This is a genomic window from Pseudomonas sp. NFACC37-1 (assembly GCF_900101575.1).
In the GTDB taxonomy this organism is placed as follows: Bacteria; Pseudomonadota; Gammaproteobacteria; order Pseudomonadales; family Pseudomonadaceae; genus Aquipseudomonas; species Aquipseudomonas fluorescens_AA.
This window is the reverse complement of sequence record NZ_FMUZ01000008.1, coordinates 101,606-121,025: the sequence shown is the minus strand read 5'-3', so window position 1 is coordinate 121,025 and position 19,420 is coordinate 101,606. Positions and strand designations below refer to the sequence as shown.

Here is a 19,420-nt window from a genome sequence, read left to right as displayed (position 1 = left end):
CTCCCCAGGCCGTGCGCTCAAACCGTCAGCGCCATGTAGAACTGCGTGCCCTGCCCCGGCCTTGAGTAAACGCCCATGCGTCCGCCGTGGAGCTGGACGATCTCCTTGCACAGGGCCAGACCGAGACCGGCGCCGCCCTTCTTGCGTCCGACCTGGACGAAAGGCTCGAAGATTCGTCCCTGTTGGCCGTAGGCAATGCCTTCACCGTTGTCTTCGACACTGATGATCACCCGCTCGCCGTGGCGTCGGGCCTGCAAGCGGATCTGGCCGTCTTCGCCGGTGTGGCGCATGGCGTTGTCGATCAGGTTATCGAGCACGCGTTCCAACTGCGCAGCGTCGGCATGCAGCCGTGGCAATGGGCCCTGGATCGCCACGAGCAGCTCGATACCCTTGGCTTGGGCCTGTTCGGCGAACCGTAGGCGGGCCTCTTCCAACAGGTCGTCGATGGAACAAGGCGCCAGGGTCAGCTTTTGCAGGCCATTCTGGTAGCGAGAGAAATTCAGCAGGTCATTGATCAGCTGCATCAGCCGCTGCATTTCTTCTGTGACGGTGTTGAGCAGGTCCGCCTCGCGGGACTCCGGTGGGAAGTGCAGCCGCTCCTGCAACAGGCCGAATGCCATGTGCATGCCCGTCACTGGCGTGCGCAGCTCATGGGAAGCACGCAAGACGAACTCGCTGCGCACCCGTTCGAAGGCGCGCTGTTCGGTGACGTCATGCAGCACCATGACCGCGCCAAGGATGTGGCCCTGAGTGTGGCTGACCGGCGTGAGGCTGTAGGTCAGCACCCGCGACTCGCCGTCGACCTCGATGCTCAGGTCTTCCGGTGCCCGCTCAAGGGTTCCACCGCGCAGTACCAGGTGCAATTCTTCATCCAGCTCCAGGCGTCCCAGCGCCTCGCCGAGCCCCTGGCCCAGGCGCGCCTCATCCCAGCCCAGTTGACGCTGGGCCACCGGATTGAGGTGCTCCAGATGGCCTTGGCGATCGATCATCAGCAAGCCGTCGTCGATGCTGTCGAGCACCGCTTGCAAACGCTGCTGGCCGGCGAGCAGTTCATCGACATTGGTGGCCTGATGTTCGCGCAGTGCCTGGGCCATGACCCCGAAACGACGGGTCAGCAAATTCAACTCGGCGGCGGAAGAAACGGGCAGCGTGACCTCGAAATTGCCCTGGCCGATGTCATCCGCCGCTGCGGCCAGCGCCTCGATCGGTGCGCCGAAACGCCGGGCAAGGCCATGGGCCGTGATAAAACCGATGACCAGGACCGCAAACCCCACCAGCCCCAGCAGCCCGGAAATCCACAAGGCGCGTTCGCGCGCGCGGTCCTGGGTTTCACCGATCTTGGTCAGGGCCTGGCGATAACCTTCGATCAGTCCATTGCGCAGCACGTTGAATTTTTCGGTGAGGTCCTTGATGCCCGTGAGCTGTCTCGGTTGCTGGCGAGACGCGGTGAAGGCCTCGAGAAATTCAACGTAGTCGGCTTTGGCCCTGCTGAAGCTGGCGGCCGTGTTGTCCAGCTTTCTTTCGTGGGCGATTCCTTGGTCGATCAACGCCAGGTATTGCTGCTCGGATGCCTCCAGAGCGGCCAGGTCGGGCTTGTCGTCGAGCATGATGATCAACTGATCGCCGAGGGTCTGGCGCAGCTTGAGGCCCAGGTCCAGCAGGATGAAGTTGTCGCGTACCGATTGTTCCTGGGTGTTGGCCATTTGCATGACGCTGACCAAGCCAAGCACCAATCCCAGCAATGCCACGGTGATCAGGGCCGAGATACTGAGAAACAGCCGTGTGCGCAGCTTCATCGCCAGTTTCATAAGGTGTCGCTCACAGGTTGTACTGCTTGCGTTTGCGATACAGCGTGGAGGCATCGATACCCAAGGTCTTGGCCGCCTGGTCGAGGGTGTCAGCCGTGGCCAGTACTGCTCCGATGTGGGCCTTTTCCAACTCGTCGAGGCTCAGTGCGGCACCGATGCGCGGTGCATTGTTGACTGGCTGCTCGGCCATGCCCAGATGACTGATTTCGACTTTTTCCTGCGGGCAGATGATGCTGGCGCGCTCGACCACGTTGCGCAGTTCACGAATGTTGCCAGGCCATCGGTAGCCTAGCAGCGCTTCGCGAGCCTCGTCGCTGAAGCCCCGGGCCGGACGTGCGTACTCCTTGACAAAGCGGGCCAGGAAGCGGTCGGCCAGGGTAAGGATGTCTTCGGCGCGCTCACGCAACGGTGGCAGATGCAGGGTGATGACATTCAGGCGATACAGCAGGTCTTCGCGAAAGCGCCCGTCGCGCACCATGTCCTCGAGGTTGAGGTTGGTGGCGGCGAGAATCCGCACGTCGGCGCGGCGGGTGACCGGGTCCCCTACCCGCTCATATTCCTTGTCCTGGATGAACCGCAACAACTTGGGTTGCAACGTCAGGGGAAAATCGCCGATCTCGTCGAGAAACAGCGTACCGCCGTCGGCTTGGTTGACCCGTCCCAGGGTGCTTTCGCTGGCGCCGGTGAAGGCTCCGCGGCTGTGGCCAAACAATTCGCTTTCCATCAATTCGGCGGTCAGCGACGGGCAATTGATGGTGACGCAGGACTTTTTCGCCCGCTTGCTCCAGCCATGGATCGCCCGGGCCAGCTCACCTTTACCGGTACCGGATTCGCCGAGGATCAGGATATTGGCGTCGGTGCTGGCGACCTGGCGGGCGGTCTCCAGGACGACCTTCATCGCCGGGCTATGGGAGTCGAGGCCGTCCTTGGGTTTGCGCACTTCCCCTTCCAGGGCTTCGAGCCTTGCCGACAGCTGGCGCACTTCCAATTGCTTGGCGGTGGCCAGGCGCAGTTGATCCGGGCTGCAAGGCTTGACCAGGTAGTCGGCGGCCCCGGCCTGGATCGCATCGACTGCGGTGTCGACGGCCGAGTGAGCGGTGACGATGACGACCCGCATCCAGGGCGCCTGAATACGCATTTGTGCCAGGACATCCAGGCCGTTGTCCTCCCCCAGGCGCAGGTCGAGGAAACACAAGTCAAACACCTGGCGTTGCAGCAGTGTGTCGGCCTGGGCGGCGCTGTTGGCGGTGGCGACGGTATAGCCTTCGTCTTCCAGGCAGTAACGGAACGTACGCAGGATGGCGGACTCATCGTCTACCAGCAGAATGCGGCCTTGGTGCTCAGTGGCGGATTCCATTTTTCCTACGCTCCTTAATGAATGATGTTGGTTAGTGTCAGAAAAATCGGGCAAGTTGCATGGTCGATTCTGAGGGGATATTACCCACCGAACCTGCCTCTGTGGACGTCTGACTCCTAAAAGACTGATTTGAGTTCCTTTTTTTCTTGTTCGTAAGGGTCGGACGGTTCGCATCGCTGATTCTGACGGCTGCCTCTGACAGGAAATTCCAAAACAACCTTACGCCTTTTCCTTCCCATTCGTGCAATACGCACGACGTGCGCGTGGGTCATCGTGCAGGATGCGTTCCCCACGCCTCGCAATCATTTACTAACTAATTGATTTTAAAGAGATTTAACTCTCAAAAAATCCTGGCACGCCGGCTGCAATGATCTGGTCAACGTGGCGTAAGAGCGCCTCAACCAGATCACCACACCCGGGTGGGAGGAATTTCAGGATGAATCGTCAATGTGCCGCGCAGTTTCGACTCTCTTCCTTGAACATTCAGCAGGGCTTATGGGCTGCCCTGGCATTGCTGGTCACGCTCGTGATCGGCCAGCAATGGTTGCTCTGGCACGAGCGTCAACAGCCAGAAGCGCCACAGGTGTCCATTTCCCGCGCCCCACAAACCCATTTCAAAGCCGTCAGCGTCGCAGAAGCTTCCGCTTCCATGCGCATGATGGATGTCGATCAGGCTCAGCCAGTGACCGACATGCCGCGTGAAGAGCGCTGGGTGTTTTAACCCGATGTACCGGTCGTCCACTGTGCCGGAACCATCACCGCGAGACCCTCACTAAATAGAAAAGCGTAAGGAGAATCACCATGTTGAGCTGGGCAATTACCTTCCTGATCATTGCCATCATCGCCGCCGTACTGGGCTTCGGTGGTATCGCAGGCACCGCCACGGGCATCGCCAAGATTCTCTTTGTCGTGTTCCTGGTGATGTTCATCGCCTCCTTCTTCTTTGGCCGTCGTGGCCGAGGCTGACCATGAACGTTTCATTCAAAGGACTGGCCGCCGCCCTGTTGTTGGGCGGCAGTGCCGTGGCAATGGCTGCCAATGACGGACAGATGCGCGCCAACCAGTTGCTGGAGGCGGACCCGCAATACCGCGAGACTTGGCAGCATGTCGTCAAAAAAGAAGAACGCCTGCCCGAATGGGTGATGAACCTGTCAGGCGATTCGGAACAGATGAATGCTGTCGAGGAGGACGGCGACAAGTACCTGGTGGGACCGCTGTGTGAAACCCAGGCCACGTGTCGCAGCAAGCGCCTTATCGTCGCCTTCAGTTTCGACAAGGACGAGGCCTACGCCATGTTGGTGGAAGTCCCTGCCGGACTGCCGGCCGACAAGTCGCCGACCCGCCATGCCGACTACCGTTTCCTCGGTGATCCCGATGAAGGTATGCAAAAGCTGTTAATGGAACAACTCAAGAAAGATCCGAACTGGTACTGATTCTGAAAACGAGAAAAGCAGCCCTGCTTTTCTCTGCTGCACAGCCCGAGGAGGGCCGGTGCATGACCAGGGGGCCGGGATGCTCTGGCGGATGAGCGTCGGAGTGACCTACGGGCACAAGGGGTGCCTGCGAAAGGGCCGGGTCAGGTAAAAGCTGTGACGCAAGTTCGCAAAGCCTTCACGGCTTGGCGAACTTGCGTAGAGCTTCGTGTCGCACCTTGCGTGGGCCAGAGCGGTTACTCGATTCTGGCGTCGCAAGCAGGCCGCGATGCGGCATTTTGTCTCCTCCGGCCAATTTATTGCCCTTTCCCTGACCGTATATCGGAGAATAGCGAGACGATTTCTCTCGAAGGTCCCGTCTCGATCCGTTGCCGTTTCAACTATTCCTCACGCTTGGAAGAAAAAGCCCAGCTACGCTGAAATGGCCGGCTCACGGCACTTATGCCTGCAAAAATGTCGCATTCGAACCGCTTGCAACGCGGCTTTCGTTTGGAAAATCTCATGCCGATTCGGCATGGGGTAGGCGTTTACGGCATTAGACGAGCCCCCCTGGCATCGCAATAGTTGCGCCTTTTTTCGCCTGCCAGTAAGCCGCTAATGCGCTCGGGGTGACCTTATACGGGGGCAGGGGCGCGAACGTTTTTCGTCATCGACGAGCCTGCTCGCGCCACTGCCCGAGTCCAACTGAAGTAAGGGTAACGATATGAAGAAGGCACGACTAAGCCTCGCCTGGCAGATCCTCATCGGTCTGGTGCTCGGCATTGCATTGGGCGCGCTGCTCAACCATTTCAGTGCCGAAAAAGCCTGGTGGATCAGCAATGTGCTGCAACCGGCGGGCGACATCTTTATCCGTCTGATCAAGATGATCGTGATCCCGATCGTGATTTCCTCGCTGATCGTCGGCATTGCCGGGGTCGGTGATGCCAAGAAGCTCGGGCGTATCGGCCTCAAGACCATCCTTTACTTCGAAATCGTCACCACCATCGCCATCGTCGTCGGCCTGCTGCTGGCCAATTTCTTCCAGCCGGGCAGCGGCATCGACATGAGCACCCTGGGCACGGTGGATATTTCCAAGTACCAGGCCACCGCCGCTGAAGTCCAGCATGAGCATGCGTTCATCGAGACCATTCTCAACCTGATCCCGTCGAACATCTTCGCAGCGGTCGCCCGTGGCGAGATGCTGCCGATCATCTTCTTCTCCGTATTGTTCGGCCTGGGTCTGTCCAGTCTGCAATCGGACCTGCGCGAACCGCTGGTGAAGATGTTCCAGGGCGTGTCGGAAAGCATGTTCAAGGTCACCCACATGATCATGCAATACGCGCCAATCGGTGTGTTCGCCCTGATCGCGGTGACGGTCGCCAACTTCGGCTTCGCATCCCTGCTGCCGTTGGCGAAACTGGTGATCCTGGTTTACGTCGCCATCGCCTTCTTCGCCTTCGTGGTGCTGGGCCTGATCGCCCGCCTGTTCGGCTTCTCGGTGCTCAAGCTGATGCGCATCTTCAAGGATGAGCTGGTGCTGGCCTACTCCACCGCCAGCTCCGAAACCGTGCTGCCGCGGGTGATCGAGAAGATGGAAGCCTACGGCGCGCCGAAGGCCATCTGCAGTTTCGTGGTGCCCACCGGTTATTCGTTCAACCTTGACGGCTCGACCCTGTACCAGAGCATCGCGGCGATTTTCATCGCCCAGTTGTACGGCATCGACCTGTCCATCAGCCAACAATTGCTGCTGGTACTGACCCTGATGGTCACCTCCAAAGGCATCGCCGGCGTACCGGGCGTGTCGTTCGTGGTGCTGCTGGCCACCCTGGGCAGCGTGGGCATTCCCCTGGAAGGCCTGGCCTTTATCGCCGGTGTTGACCGGATCATGGACATGGCCCGTACCGCGCTGAACGTCATCGGCAACGCCCTGGCCGTGCTGGTCATCGCCCGCTGGGAAGGCATGTACGACGATGCCAAGGGCCAGCGCTACTGGAACTCCCTGCCGCACTGGCGCAGCAAGGAGCCGTTGCCGGTAGGAGAAACCTCCAGCCGCTGATGCGTACCTCCTCTGTGGGAGCGAGCTTGCTCGCGATGGCGGTGTATCAGCCAACATCAATGCTGACTGGGCCGACGCCATCGCGAGCAAGCTCGCTCCCACAGGAGGCCTGCACAGTGACTACCAAACCCCGGAGAAATCCGGGGTTTGTCGTTTCTGCCAGCCCCGCTATCATTCGCGGCATCTTCCGGGGGATTTAACCGATGCTCAATGGCCTGTGGCTTGGCTTCTTTATCGTGGCAGCCGTGTCGGCGCTGGCGCAGTGGCTGATCGGTGGCAATGCCGGAATCTTCGCGGCCATGGTGGAAAGTATTTTCGCCATGGCCAAGCTGTCGGTGGAGGTCATGGTCCTGCTGTTCGGCACCCTGACCCTCTGGCTGGGCTTCCTGCGTATCGCCGAAAAGGCCGGCATCGTCGACTGGCTGGCCAAGGCCCTCGGCCCGCTGTTCTTGCGCTTGATGCCGGAAGTGCCCGCCGGCCATCCGGCGATCGGCCTGATCACCCTCAACTTCGCCGCCAACGGCCTGGGGCTGGACAACGCGGCCACCCCCATCGGCCTCAAGGCCATGCGTGCCCTGCAAGACCTCAACCCCAGCCCGACCATCGCCAGCAATGCGCAGATTCTGTTCCTGGTGCTCAACGCCTCGTCGCTGACGCTGCTGCCGGTGACCATCTTCATGTACCGCGCCCAACAAGGCGCGCCGGACCCGACCCTGGTGTTCCTGCCAATCCTGATCGCCACCAGCGGCTCGACCCTGATGGGGTTGTTGTCCGTGGCATTCATGCAGCGCCTGCGCCTCTGGGACCCGGTGGTGCTGGCCTATCTGATCCCGGGGGCGCTGGCGCTGGGCGGCTTCATGGCGTTGTTGGCGACGCTCTCGGCCACGGCCCTGGCGGGGTTGTCATCGATCCTGGGCAACCTGACCCTGTTTGGCCTGATCATCCTGTTCCTGGTGGTGGGCGCGCTGCGCAAGGTCAAGGTGTACGAGGCCTTCGTCGAAGGCGCGAAAGAAGGGTTCGACGTTGCCAAGAACCTGCTGCCGTACCTGGTGGCGATGCTCTGCGCCGTCGGCGTGCTGCGGGCGTCGGGGGCGCTGGATTTCGGCCTGGACGGCATCCGCCACCTGGTGCAATGGGCCGGCTGGGATACGCGGTTCGTCGATGCCTTGCCGACCGCCATGGTCAAGCCGTTCTCCGGCAGCGCCGCCCGGGCGATGCTGATCGAGACCATGAAGACGTCCGGCGTGGACAGCTTCCCGGCCCTGGTGGCGGCGACTATCCAGGGCAGCACCGAGACCACGTTCTACGTGCTGGCGGTGTACTTCGGCGCCGTCGGCATCCAGCGGGCGCGCCACGCCGTGGGTTGCGCGCTGTTGGCCGAACTGGCGGGGGTCCTGTCGGCGATCGGGGTCTGCTACTGGTTCTTTGGCTGAGGCCTTCAGGGGGCCGGCGTTGCAAAACGCTGGCCCTGCTCCAACGTCCAGTTCACCACCTCGGCGGTCAACCGGTCACTGGCCCGGCCGAAGCCGTCCACCACCGCCGGCACCTTCACATCGTTCAATGGCTGGCGCACTTCGAAACGGCGGCTGGCCAGGATGCGCTGGTCGAACCCTCGCACCAGCAACGCGTCCAGGCGGACCACCACGCTGGCGGCGCTGCCTTGGTACTCGGTCTGGAAGGCCTGCAATTGCCCGCCCAGCTCCAGGTCTGCTTGCAGGTTGCTGTCGGCGACACTCAGCAGTTTGACCCGTCCGTCCTGGGCAAAGCCGTCGAGTAGGCGGTTGCGCAGTAACACCGGGGCAGGGTCGCTCCAGCGCGAGGCGGCGTAGCTGCTGAACAGATTACCTTGGGGAATGACCGCGATTTTCGGGCTGTTGAGCACTTCGCTGGCCTGCGGGCTGGCCAGGCGCAACGACCAGCTCACCGGCGTGCCGGCGGAGGCCGGTGCCTGGGCGGCGGGCAGGCGATAGATATCCGAAGGCTCGGCCTTGGGCAGGATCGAACAACCGGCCAACAGGATAAACCCCGCCAGCACCAGGCCCGGACAGACGAATCGATGGAACGGTTTCATGGCGTGAATTCCTTGTCCTTGTCATTGCCCAGCAAGTAGCCGCTGGGGTTGGCATCCAGGCGTCGGGATATACCGCGCAGGGCACTCAGGGTTTCGCGCAGCTCGCGCACGGCTGGCGCCAGGGCGTTGAGGCCCTGCATGCCGTTGTTCAGCGAGTCGCGGTTGTCGTTCAGCAGTTTGTCGAGGGTCGCGGTGCTGCGGGCCAGAGAGTCCATGGCCTGGCCGGCACTGCCGAAGGCCTGTTTGCCTTGGTCGTTGAGCAGCCCATTGGCATTGCGCATCAACGCCGTGGTCTGTTCCAGCGTGGCGCTGGCCTGTTTGCCGACGGCCGCCAATTGCTGCATGGCCTGGCGAATATCGCCACGTTGATCGGCGATGACCCCGGTGGTTTGCTCCAGGTGATCGAGGGTATTGCTCAGGCGCTGGACGTTGTCCGAGGAAAACACCTCGTTGGCGTTGTGCAGCAGCAGGTTGATGCTGGTCATCACGTCATCGCTGTTGTTCAACAGGCGGGCGATCGGCGAGGGCGCGGCGATGATCACCGGCGGTTCGCCGTCGTGCCCGGTCAATGGTGGGCTCTGGGGCGTGCCGCCGCTGAGCTGGATGATCGAGGTGCCGGTGATGCCGGTCAGCGCCAGCTTGGCCTGGGTGTCTTGCTTGATGGGTGTCTCACCGCTCAAGCGCACCCGCGCCAGCACCCGGCGCGGATCGTTCGGGTCCAGGCGCAGGTTCACCACGTCGCCGACCTTGATGCCGCTGTATTCCACCGAGCTGCCCCTGGACAAGCCGCTGACGGCCTCGTTGAACACCACTTCGTAATCCTTGAACTCGCTGTCCACGCTGGACTTGGCCAGCCAGAGGCCGAACAGCAGGGCGCTGACCACCACAATGACGGTGAACAGGCCGATCAGCACATGATGGGCTCGGGTTTCCATGTCAAACCTCGTTGGACGGTGTAGCGGCGGATAAAGCCGCGCGGCCGCGAGGGCCATGAAAGTATTCATGAATCCAGGCGTCGTCGGTTTCCGACACCTTGTCGATGACATCGGCCACCAGCACTTTTTTCTGCGCCAGCACCGCCACCCGGTCGGTGATGGTGTAGAGGGTATCCAGGTCATGGGTGACCAGAAACACACTCAGGCCCAGGGCGTCGCGCAGCGTCAGGATCAACTGGTCGAACGCCGCGGCGCCGATGGGGTCGAGGCCGGCGGTGGGTTCGTCGAGAAACAGGATGTCCGGGTCCAGGGCCAGCGCACGGGCGAGGGCGGCCCGCTTGATCATGCCGCCGGACAGCGAGGCGGGGTATTTGTCCGCCGCCGAGAGCGGCAGCCCGGCCAGGGCGAGTTTCACCGCCGCCAGGTGTTCGGCATCGGCCCGACTGAGGCCAGCGTGCTCGATCAGGGGCAGGGCGACGTTTTCTGTCACGGTCAGGGACGAAAACAGCGCGCCTTTCTGGAACAGCACGCCAAAGCGCCGCTCAATCCGTGAACGTTGTTCCTGAGGCAGGCTTGGCAAGTCCTGGCCGAACACCCGCACTGAACCCTCGCTGGGCTGGTTCAAACCGACGATGCTGCGCAGCAGCACCGACTTGCCGCTGCCGGAACCGCCGACCACGGCGAGGATCTCGCCTTTGTACACGTCCAGGTCGAGGTTTTCGTGCACGCTCTGGCGGCCAAAGCGGTTGCACAAGCCACGTACCTGAATGACCGCCTCAGTGGGCGCTCTGGAAGGTCGACTCACCAGCCCATCTCCATGAAAAACAGCGCGGCCACGGCATCCAGCACAATCACCACGAAAATCGACTGCACCACGCTGGAGGTGGTGTGGGCCCCGACCGATTCGGCGCTGCCGCTGACCTTGAAGCCTTCCAGGCAGCCCACGGCGGCGATCAGGAAGGCAAAGATCGGCGCCTTGACCATCCCCACCACGAAATGCTGCACGCCGATGTCCGATTGCAGCAGTGACAGGAACATCGCCGGGGAAATGCCCAGCGACAGCGCACACACGACACCGCCGCCAATAATGCCCGAGAGCATCGCCACGAACGTCAGCATGGGCAGCGCCACCAGCAGGGCCAGCACCCGTGGCACCACCAGCAGCTCGACGGGGTCGAGGCCAAGGGTGCGGATCGCGTCGATTTCTTCGTTGGCCTTCATCGAGCCGATCTGCGCGGTGAACGCGCTGGCGGTGCGGCCCGCCATGAGGATCGCCGTCAGCAACACGCCGAATTCCCGCAGGAACGAGAACGCCACCAGGTCCACGGTAAAGATACTGGCGCCGAAATCCGCCAGCACCGTCGCCCCGAGAAAGGCCACCACCGCGCCCACCAGGAACGTCAGCAAGGCCACGATGGGCGCCGCGTCCAGGCCGGTCTGCTCGATGTGTACGACCATTGGCGTAATGCGCCAGCGCCGCGGGTGAAACAGCCCGCGGGCCAGGGTTTCCAGGATCAGGCCGACAAAACCGAGCAATTGCAGGGTGTCCTGCCAGACCTTCTCCACGGCGCGGCCGATGCGCGTCAGCAACTGGGTCACGACGCTGACTTTCGGTTCTTTGTCCGGTACGCAGAAATCCGTCAGCGAGCAGTACACCGTCTGCAACAACGCGCGCTCGGCAGCCGGCAAACTGCAGTCCGGGTGTTCGGTGGTCTTGCCCAGCCGTTCGGAACCCAGCAGTTCCACCAATAACGAGGCCCCGGCGGTGTCGAGGACCCCGAGGCCGTTGAGGTCGATCCGGGTGTTTTCGTCGTACTGGCCGCGCAGCGATTCGCCCAGGCGCTTGAGCTGTGGGTAATGGGCCAGCGTCCAGTCGCCGCTGATCCACAGCTGCGCCGGCGAGCCGGACGTGTCGAGTCGGGCGCTGCCCATGTGGGGGCTGGGGGTCATAAGCTCCATGCTCGTTCGGCTTGAACAGCGCTACCTGATAGCACAATCGCCATCATTTTGCTTCGGGTACAGCGGCGTTCACGTTGAAACGCAGCACTCCGATCATCTGGCCATTTTCCGTCAGCACCCGCACCTGCCATTTGCCGGTCGGGTCGTCCGGGAAGTTCTGTTTGTGCGTCCAGGCGCGATAGCCTTCCTTGCGTCCGCCATGGATGTCCAGGGCGATACGATCCACTTCCTTACCGTTGAACTGCCAGACGTGATAGATCCGCTCGTCGAGTCCGCGTGGCGCGTTGATCGCCGTGTAGGCGTACAGGCCGTTGCCGCGGATCTGGGCGGCGCTGACTTCCTTGAGGCTGGCCCCGGGGGTGCGGTCTTCCAGTTGGGTGCTGATCGCCACCTCGGTCATCCACAATGTCGCTGGCGGTACCCAGGAGCGCAGCACCCAGCCGGCGGCGCCAATCCCGACGGTGATACACAAAATGGCCAGGGCGTTGCGCACGGTGCGGATCGGGAAGATCGAGGCCAGGCTGGGAAACGACAGCAGCATGGCAATGCCCAGGGCCAGCTTGAAGCTCTGGTCGGTGGTCAGGTGCAGGATGACCGGCAACGCGGTGAGCAGGGCGGCGAACAGGGTCAGCGTGTGCAACGCCAGGAACGCCCAGCGCCGTGGCGCCAGCCATTTGTAATACAGCGGATCGGTGATCGAGATCAGCGCCGCGACCGTCAGCAGACCGGTGAAAATCAGTTGGCTGCTGTTCCAGGTGGTGGTGATGAAGAAAAACGGCAGGACGAAAAACAGGCTTTCCTGATGAATCATCTGCGTGGCGTAGCGCAACAGTGGCTGGGGGATCTCCCGCTTGAAAATCCGCGTGAACAGCCGGGTCATGCTGTTCTCGACCATCAGCCAGAGCCAGCTCACCAGCATCATGATGGCGATCCAGGTGGCCAGGCCCTGCTGGCGGTCCACCAGCATGAAACTGCCGACCCCGGAGATGAAACCACCGAGCGCAATGACCCCTGGATAGCGCTTCATCAGTTCAAGGAGGCGCTGGATATAGACCGTCAGGTTTTGCATTCGGTAGTTTCACAGTAAGTCGTAGGAAATATCCCTGACAGAGTATCGCCAGGACATCGATGTGACGAGCACTCTTGTGGTGAGGGAATTTAGCGAAACGCCGCACTACCCTGTAGGAGCTGCCGAAGGCTGCGATCTTCTGATCTTTCGCTTGCGCCTCAAATGCCAGGGGAAAGATCGCAGCCTCGTTGCACTCGTCAGCTCCTACGTTGTCGGCGTACCTGCCACATCACCAAGCCGAGCAGCAGCAACCCCAGCAAGCCGCCCAGCCCCCAGACGAGCTCATCGTCACTGAGCAACGGCTTCTCGATGCGCAGGTAACCCGGGTCCTTGAGCAGTTCGCGCAGGGCCACGTTGGCCTGTTCCAGGCTCACCTCCTGCAGGCGCACGGCCGGGTTGGCGAAGCGACCGTCTTCGTAGTCGCCCAAGGCGCCCCAGTAGTAATCGGCCAGTGCGCTGTTACCTTGGACTGCCCAGGACTGATGGGCGATGGCCGCGCGTTTGATGCGCACGAAACTGGCGGGGTCCAGGCCATCCTTGAGCAAGGTCTTGCGCAGTTCTTCCAGCGCCTGTTCGGCTTCGGGCAAGTCTTCGCGGGACAGGTCGGCATTCAGGCTGAAGAAGCCGACGCCGCCGAACACTTCGCGCTCGGTCCATGGCCCGTAGGAAAGGCCGCGGGCCAGGCGCAGCTGGCGATAAAGTGCCCAATCTAGGTAGTCCTTGAGCAGGTCGAAGGTTTCGTCATGCTGCTCGTCCAGCACCGGTTCCGGGAACAGCCAGTGAAGTTTGGCACTGTCGCCGGCCAGGCCACGGATCAGGTTGCGCTTGGTGACCGCCTTGTAGCGGATCTGCGGCAGCGCCTCGTGGGCACTGGGCTCCACCGGCTCGAGTTCGCCAAAGGCACGTTCCAGGTAGGCGGGCAGCAGTCGGTCGAGATCCCCGACCACGATCAGCGTCATGTTGTTCGGCGCGTACCAGGCCTTGCGCACTTGTTCGAGGCGGGCGAGGGTATGGCGCTGGACCTCGGCCCGTTCCGCGCAGCGCAGGCCCAACTCAACCGCCAGTTGGTTGCTGGCCTTATGGCCCAGGTCCTGGTGATCGAGCCAGCGTTGCAGGTGGGTGTAGTGACCACCGTCCTCGCGCTCCACCACTCGCTTGGCCGCCTCCAGGGCTTTTTCGTCGATACGGGTGCGGGTCAACAGCGTCAGCAGCAGGTCCAGCACCTTGCGTTGATTGCGCGCCGGCGCCTCGATGACGAACGTGGTGTCGGCGTTGCTGGTGAAGGCATTCCACTCGCCACCCAAGGCCTGCATGCGCTCTTCCAGGCCGCCTTCACCACTGTCATCGACGCCGCTGAACAGCAGGTGTTCGAGCAGGTGCGGCAGTTCCTTGTCGGCGCAACTGAAATCGTCCAGGCCCACGCCGACCACCAGCCGGATCGCCACATGCCCGCGCTCGGTGCCGGGCTTGAGCATCAGCTGCATGCCGTTGGGCAGCGTATAGCCTTCGACCTGGAACCGGTCCAGGGCAACCACGGGTAGCGAGCCGAGCAAAAGAAAGGCGAGCAACAGACAACGCATAAGGGCTTCCTGGCGGCTGAGTGAGGGTCCATGGTGCCGGGGCAGGCCGTCATCGGCGGATCGCGCCCGGAGTTGGCTCGCTCCCCCTATCGAATCTATGGGGTATTCATGACAACAGGAGCAGGCGGGCCGGTGAACGGTTTCAGGCCCGAGCCATTGTTACTGGCTGACATTGTTACTGACTGACCAATGCGCCAGTTGTTCAAGGCGAATGGGTAATGTCGCTAATTTCATCCGCCGCCAGCGCACCGATCTCGGCCGTCTCCAGCACCACATAGGCGCTGCCGCAAAACAGCGAATTGAGGCGCCGCATGTCGGCAATCAGCTCCAGGTGCAGGGAACTGGTCTCCAGGCTTTGGACGACTTTGCGTTGCAGGCGGCTGACATGGGCATGGGCCATGCGCCGTTCCTGGGCCCGAAAACGACGTTTCTCACGCAGCAACTGGCGGGCGCTTTCCCGGTCGGCGCTGAGGAATACCGACAACCCCAGCCGCAGGTTGGCGATCAAGTGGCTGTGCAGCCCCGCCAATTCTTCCAGGCCCACATCGGAAAAGGAGCGGCGCTGGGAGGTCTTCTGCTGCTGGACCTTGCGCAACATGCGCTCGATCAGGTCGCTGGCGAGCTTGAGGTTGATCGCCAGTTCGATGATCTCGGCCCAGCGGCGGCTGTCCTGTTCGCTGAGGTCTTCACGGGGCATTTGCGCCATGTACAACTTGATTGCACTGCACAGTGCCTCGACGTCATCGCTCATGCGCCGCACGTCCTGGGTCACCGCGGTCTGCTGGCCGCGCAGCACGTCCAGCATGGCTTCGAGCATGTTCTCGATCAGGTCGCCAATGCGCAGGGTTTCACGGGCCGCATTCGCCAGCGCCAGGCTCGGGGTGGCGAGGGCCGTGGGGTCCAGGTGGCGGGGCTTGGCCGTGCCGTTGGTCTCGGGCCGTTCCGGCAGCAGCCAGGCACAGAGCCTGGCCATCGGGCCGACGCTGGGCAGCAGCACCAGGCACCGCACGGCATTGTAGAGCAGATGAAAACCGATCACCGTTTCCTGGGGGCTGAAATCCAGGCTGTCGAGCCAGCCCACCAGCGGGTCGAGCACCGGAATGATCAACAACAGCCCGATCAGTTTGTACAGCAGGCTGCCCAGCGCCACCTGGCGTCCGGCGGTGTTCTGCATGCTGGTGCTGAGGAACGCCAATACGCCGCTACCGATGTTGGCGCCGATCACCAGGCCGATAGCCACCGGCAGGCTGATCACCGCAGCACCGGCCAGTGTCGCGGTCAGCAGTACGGCGGCCAGGCTGGAATAGGAAATCATCGCGAACAGCGCGCCGACCAGCGCATCGAGCAGGATGTCGCCGGTCAGCGAGGCGAAGATCACTTTCACGCCTTGGGCATGGGTGATGGGTGCGGCGGCTTCGACGATCAATTGCAGGGCCAGGATGATCAGCCCCAGACCGATGCCGACCCGGCCCATTTGCCCGACGCGGGTCTGTTTGCGGGAAAGGAAAAAAATCACCCCGAGGAAAATCAGCAGCGGCGACAGCCACGACAGGTCGAGGGTCAGCACCCGGGCCATCAGCGCGGTGCCGACATCGGCGCCCAGCATGGTCGCCAGGGCCGGCGTCAGCGCCATCAGGCCCTGGCCAACGAACGAGGTGACGAGCATGGCCGTGGCGTTACTGCTCTGGACCATGGCCGTGACCATGATCCCTGCGATAAACGCCAGCCAGCGCCGGGACATGTTCTGGCCGATGACATGGCGCAAGTTCGAGCCATAGACCCGCAAGATGCCGGTACGCACGATATGCGTGCCCCAGATCAGCAGGGCCACGGCGGAGAGCAAATTCAGCAGGGTCAGCATGAGAGGCCCCCTGTTAGCGTCCCAAAGGGACAAAGTGACAGCGCCACATCATTTTTAGGTATGTACTTAAGCTGTAGTTGGCTAATGGTTCGAGCGCCAGCATTGCACAGCTAAAGAATCGATTGAAACAAAACTGTCATAAAAAACACCCCGACGATCTTGAAGCCTCCTATTGATCAGGCAAACGCGGACCTGTGGGAGCGGGCTTGCTCGCGAATGCATTCTGTCAGGCGACAAAGGATTGACTGTTCTGGCCTCTTCGCGAGCAAGCCCGCTCCCACAGGTCATGCACTAGGCCACTTTCATACCAGCATGAAAAAGGGGCTCCAAAGAGCCCCTTTATTCACTGCCCCATGTCATTACTGACCGGGTACATCCTTGCGCAGTTTCACCGGATCCTGCTGCTTGCGCTTGCGTGCGATCGCGGTACGCATCTTGATGTTGACCGCTTCCACCGCCAGGGAGAACGCCATGGCGAAGTAGACGTAGCCTTTTGGCACGTGTACGTCGAACGACTCGGCGATCAGCACGGTACCCACCACCAGCAGGAACGACAGCGCCAGCATCTTCAACGACGGGTGCTTGTCGATGAACGTGCTGATGGTGCCCGAAGCCAGCATCATCACCAGTACGGCAACGACGATGGCGGCAACCATCACCGGTACATGGGAGACCATGCCGACCGCGGTAATGACCGAGTCCAGGGAGAACACGATGTCGATGATCGCGATCTGGATGATGGTGTAGATGAAGTTGCCGCCCTTGCCCGAAGGTTCGTCGTTGGTTTCATCTTCGCCTTCCAGCGCGTGGTACATCTCCTGGGAGCTTTTCCACAGCAGGAACAGGCCACCGAAGAACAGGATCAGGTCACGACCGGAGATGCCCTGGCCGAACACTTCGAACAAATCCGCCGTCAGGCGCATGACCCAGGTGATGGACAGCAGCAACAGGATCCGCGTGATCATGGCCAGCGCCAGGCCGAAGATCCGGGTGCGCGCCTGCATGTGCTTGGGCATGCGGCTGACCAGGATCGAGATCATGATGATGTTGTCGATGCCCAGGACGATTTCCAGGGCGGTCAAGGTAAAGAAGGCAACCCAGATTTCCGGGTTGGTCAGCCATTCCATGTGAGTTCCTTTGAGCGAGTGTTAGGCCGAGCCGCGCCTTCTTGTCGGATAGGCACGGCACAGCGAGCGTTGCTTTTATAGAGTGCTGAACAGCGGAAAAATCCCCATCAGCAAGGCGGCGAACATTATGCACAGGCAAACCAGTACTGCCCACTTCAAGGTGAAGCGCTGGTGATCGCCGAACTCGATCCCGGCCAAGGCTACCAGCAGGTAGGTCGACGGAACCAGCGGGCTTAACAGGTGGACGGGCTGGCCGACGATGGAGGCACGGGCCATTTCAACGGCGGTGATGCCGTAATGGCTGGCGGCTTCGGCGAGAACCGGTAACACCCCGTAATAAAATGCATCGTTAGACATGAAGAAGGTGAAAGGCATGCTCACCAGCGCAGTGATGACTGCCAGGTAAGGACCGAGGAACTCCGGAATGACTGCCAGCAGGCTCTTGGACATGGCGTCGACCATGCCGGTGCCGGACAGGATACCGGTGAAGATCCCCGCCGCGAAAATCAGCCCGACCACCGCCAACACACTGCCGGCGTGGGCCGCGACGCGGTCTTTCTGCTGTTGCAGGCACGGGTAGTTGACGATCATCGCGATACTGAAGGCCACCATGAACAGCACCGGCAGCGGCAACAGGCCAGCGATCAGGGTGCACATCAGGGCCAGGGTCAGTGCGCCGTTGAACCAGATCAGCTTCGGACGGCGAGCGTCGGGGAACTGGGACACGCTGATTTCGCTGTGGTCGATCTCGTCGCCCGCCAGGTGCAACTCACCCAGGCGTGCGCGCTCGCGTTTGCCGTACATGTAGGCGATCGCCAGGATCGCCACGACGCCGGCCAACATGGCGGGAATCATCGGCACGAAGATGTCGGACGGGTCCACATGCAGCGCACTGGCTGCCCGGGCCGTCGGGCCGCCCCACGGGGTCATGTTCATCACGCCACCGGCGAGGATGATCAGGCCGGCCATGATGCGTGGGCTCATGCCGATGCGGCTGTAGAGCGGCAGCATCGCGGCCACGCAGATCATGTAAGTGGTCGCGCCGTCACCATCGAGGGAAACGACGAGCGCCAGAACGGCGGTACCGACCGAAACTTTCAACGGGTCGCCCTTGACCAGCTTGAGGATCTTGCGCACGGCCGGGTCGAACAGGCCGGAGTCGATCATCAGGGCAAAATACAGAATCGCGAACATCAGCATCACCCCGGTCGGGGCGAGCTTGGTGATGCCTTCGAGCATCATCGGGCCGATCTTCGGTGCGAAGCCACCGAACAGGGCGAACAGGATCGGGATGATGATCAGGGCGATCAGCGCGGACAGGCGCTTGGTCATGATCAGGAACATGAACGTGATGACCATGGCGAAGCCAAGGAAAGTCAGCATGGGAAATACTCCAGGCGTGGCGCGGCTATGGAAGGCGAACCGGACAGGTCAGCGCGAAATGCAAAGCACGAGGGGGACGGATGGAGTGGGTGCAGCGGGACGGGTAGCAGCGGACATCAGAATCACCATTGTTGTTGTTAAAAGGGCCGAACGAGTCTTGAAAACTCCGCGTTTGGCCGACCGGTCTTTTGCCGGAAGTGAGGTGATCCTAATCGCGCTAGCTTTCAGCAAGCTTTCGCAGGGTAAATGGGTGACGAGTCGCGTTGATCGTTCCCACGCTCTGCGTGGGAATGCATCCCGTGACGCTCTGCGTCACCTTTCAGAAGCGGAACGCGGAGCGTCCCTGGCGGCATTCCCACGCGGGAGCGTGGGAACGATCGAGTCAAGGTTTTGCGGCAAATACCGAAAGATTCAACGGCCGCACCGCGCCCATCCAGATCGCATGCTCGGTGTGGTCCGTCAGGTCGTCGCCGGTTTCCGGGTGCAGGAAAATCACCAGGCCCTTGCGATTCAGCGCCAGCCACGGCAGGACCACGCCGATGTACTGCGGATCGAACGCCAACTGACAGCTCCAGTCAGGGTGCGGGCCGACCGGACGTTGGTGGACGCGGCCCATCTTCAGCGGGAACAGCTGCGCCGCTTCCTCGCACAGGGCCCGCGCCTGGTCGAGGGTGCTGGCGTCGAAATACACATGGGCGTGGTAGCCCTTGATCCGCTGCATCTGTACTCCTTGGAAAAGAGGCCGAACCCTCGCCGTTTGCCGCGGGTCAGAGCCTTTACATGCGCGTTAAAGAGGAAAACA

At 61.8% G+C, this 19,420-nt stretch carries 17 protein-coding genes; 5 read left to right on the top strand and 12 right to left on the bottom strand.

Annotated elements, in window-relative coordinates:
• Positions 1-17: 17 nt before the first annotated feature.
• Entirely contained in the window at positions 18-1,808 is a 1,791-nt protein-coding gene (locus BLP82_RS12135; RefSeq protein WP_092167849.1) for an ATP-binding protein, read from the bottom strand.
• Between the two features lie 10 nt (positions 1,809-1,818).
• Complete coding sequence (algB, locus tag BLP82_RS12130) at positions 1,819-3,165, bottom strand: sigma-54-dependent response regulator transcription factor AlgB (protein ID WP_053126909.1); 1,347 nt, start codon at positions 3,163-3,165, stop codon at positions 1,819-1,821.
• A 436-nt stretch (positions 3,166-3,601) separates the two neighbouring features.
• On the opposite strand from algB, the gene BLP82_RS12125 reads away from it, so the two are divergent.
• The 5 genes from BLP82_RS12125 (at position 3,602) to BLP82_RS12105 (ending at position 8,066) form a co-directional block, all read left to right on the top strand.
• Positions 3,602-3,886 (top strand): hypothetical protein, encoded by a 285-nt coding sequence (locus BLP82_RS12125; RefSeq protein WP_092167844.1) that lies wholly within the window; start codon positions 3,602-3,604, stop codon positions 3,884-3,886.
• An 80-nt stretch (positions 3,887-3,966) separates the two neighbouring features.
• The gene (locus BLP82_RS12120) at positions 3,967-4,131 is read left to right on the top strand and encodes a DUF1328 domain-containing protein (RefSeq protein WP_003177151.1); all 165 of its coding nucleotides are present in this window, start codon (positions 3,967-3,969) and stop codon (positions 4,129-4,131) included.
• A gap of 2 nt (positions 4,132-4,133) precedes the next feature.
• Entirely contained in the window at positions 4,134-4,598 is a 465-nt protein-coding gene (locus BLP82_RS12115; protein ID WP_092167840.1) for an inhibitor of vertebrate lysozyme family protein, read from the top strand.
• Between the two features lie 703 nt (positions 4,599-5,301).
• Complete coding sequence (gltP, locus tag BLP82_RS12110) at positions 5,302-6,633, top strand: glutamate/aspartate:proton symporter GltP (protein WP_092167836.1); 1,332 nt, start codon at positions 5,302-5,304, stop codon at positions 6,631-6,633.
• A gap of 203 nt (positions 6,634-6,836) precedes the next feature.
• Positions 6,837-8,066, top strand: a complete 1,230-nt coding sequence (locus BLP82_RS12105; protein ID WP_092167832.1) for a nucleoside recognition domain-containing protein — start codon at positions 6,837-6,839, stop codon at positions 8,064-8,066.
• A 5-nt stretch (positions 8,067-8,071) separates the two neighbouring features.
• On the opposite strand, the gene BLP82_RS12100 is transcribed toward BLP82_RS12105, so the two are convergent.
• The 10 genes from BLP82_RS12100 to BLP82_RS12055 all read right to left on the bottom strand — a co-directional run bounded on the left by BLP82_RS12100 (position 8,072) and on the right by BLP82_RS12055 (position 19,339).
• On the bottom strand, positions 8,072-8,704 hold the full coding sequence (locus tag BLP82_RS12100) for an ABC-type transport auxiliary lipoprotein family protein (protein ID WP_092167828.1): 633 nt from the start codon (positions 8,702-8,704) through the stop codon (positions 8,072-8,074).
• On the bottom strand, positions 8,701-9,639 hold the full coding sequence (locus tag BLP82_RS12095; protein WP_092167824.1) for an MlaD family protein: 939 nt from the start codon (positions 9,637-9,639) through the stop codon (positions 8,701-8,703). Before BLP82_RS12095 ends, BLP82_RS12100 begins: the two co-directional genes overlap by 4 nt.
• Position 9,640: 1 nt before the next feature.
• On the bottom strand, positions 9,641-10,444 hold the full coding sequence (locus BLP82_RS12090) for an ABC transporter ATP-binding protein (RefSeq protein ID WP_092167820.1): 804 nt from the start codon (positions 10,442-10,444) through the stop codon (positions 9,641-9,643).
• Positions 10,441-11,589: an ABC transporter permease gene (locus BLP82_RS12085; RefSeq protein ID WP_092167816.1), complete on the bottom strand. Its 1,149-nt coding sequence runs from the start codon at positions 11,587-11,589 to the stop codon at positions 10,441-10,443. The genes BLP82_RS12090 and BLP82_RS12085 overlap by 4 nt, the downstream gene beginning before the upstream one ends.
• Before the next feature lie 52 nt (positions 11,590-11,641).
• Positions 11,642-12,667 (bottom strand): DUF5924 family protein, encoded by a 1,026-nt coding sequence (locus BLP82_RS12080; RefSeq protein ID WP_092167812.1) that lies wholly within the window; start codon positions 12,665-12,667, stop codon positions 11,642-11,644.
• Between the two features lie 197 nt (positions 12,668-12,864).
• On the bottom strand, positions 12,865-14,247 hold the full coding sequence (locus BLP82_RS12075) for a M16 family metallopeptidase (protein WP_092167807.1): 1,383 nt from the start codon (positions 14,245-14,247) through the stop codon (positions 12,865-12,867).
• 202 nt (positions 14,248-14,449) lie between these two features.
• Positions 14,450-16,108, bottom strand: a complete 1,659-nt coding sequence (locus BLP82_RS12070) for a Na/Pi cotransporter family protein (RefSeq protein WP_092167802.1) — start codon at positions 16,106-16,108, stop codon at positions 14,450-14,452.
• A gap of 359 nt (positions 16,109-16,467) precedes the next feature.
• Positions 16,468-17,235 (bottom strand): TerC family protein, encoded by a 768-nt coding sequence (locus BLP82_RS12065; RefSeq protein ID WP_060739863.1) that lies wholly within the window; start codon positions 17,233-17,235, stop codon positions 16,468-16,470.
• A gap of 75 nt (positions 17,236-17,310) precedes the next feature.
• Positions 17,311-18,618 carry a CitMHS family transporter gene (locus tag BLP82_RS12060; protein WP_092167797.1) on the bottom strand — a complete coding sequence of 436 codons (1,308 nt, stop codon included), beginning with the start codon at positions 18,616-18,618 and terminating at the stop codon, positions 17,311-17,313.
• Positions 18,619-19,000: 382 nt separating this feature from the next.
• Positions 19,001-19,339, bottom strand: a complete 339-nt coding sequence (locus tag BLP82_RS12055; protein WP_092167792.1) for a DOPA 4,5-dioxygenase family protein — start codon at positions 19,337-19,339, stop codon at positions 19,001-19,003.
• Positions 19,340-19,420: the final 81 nt, after the last annotated feature.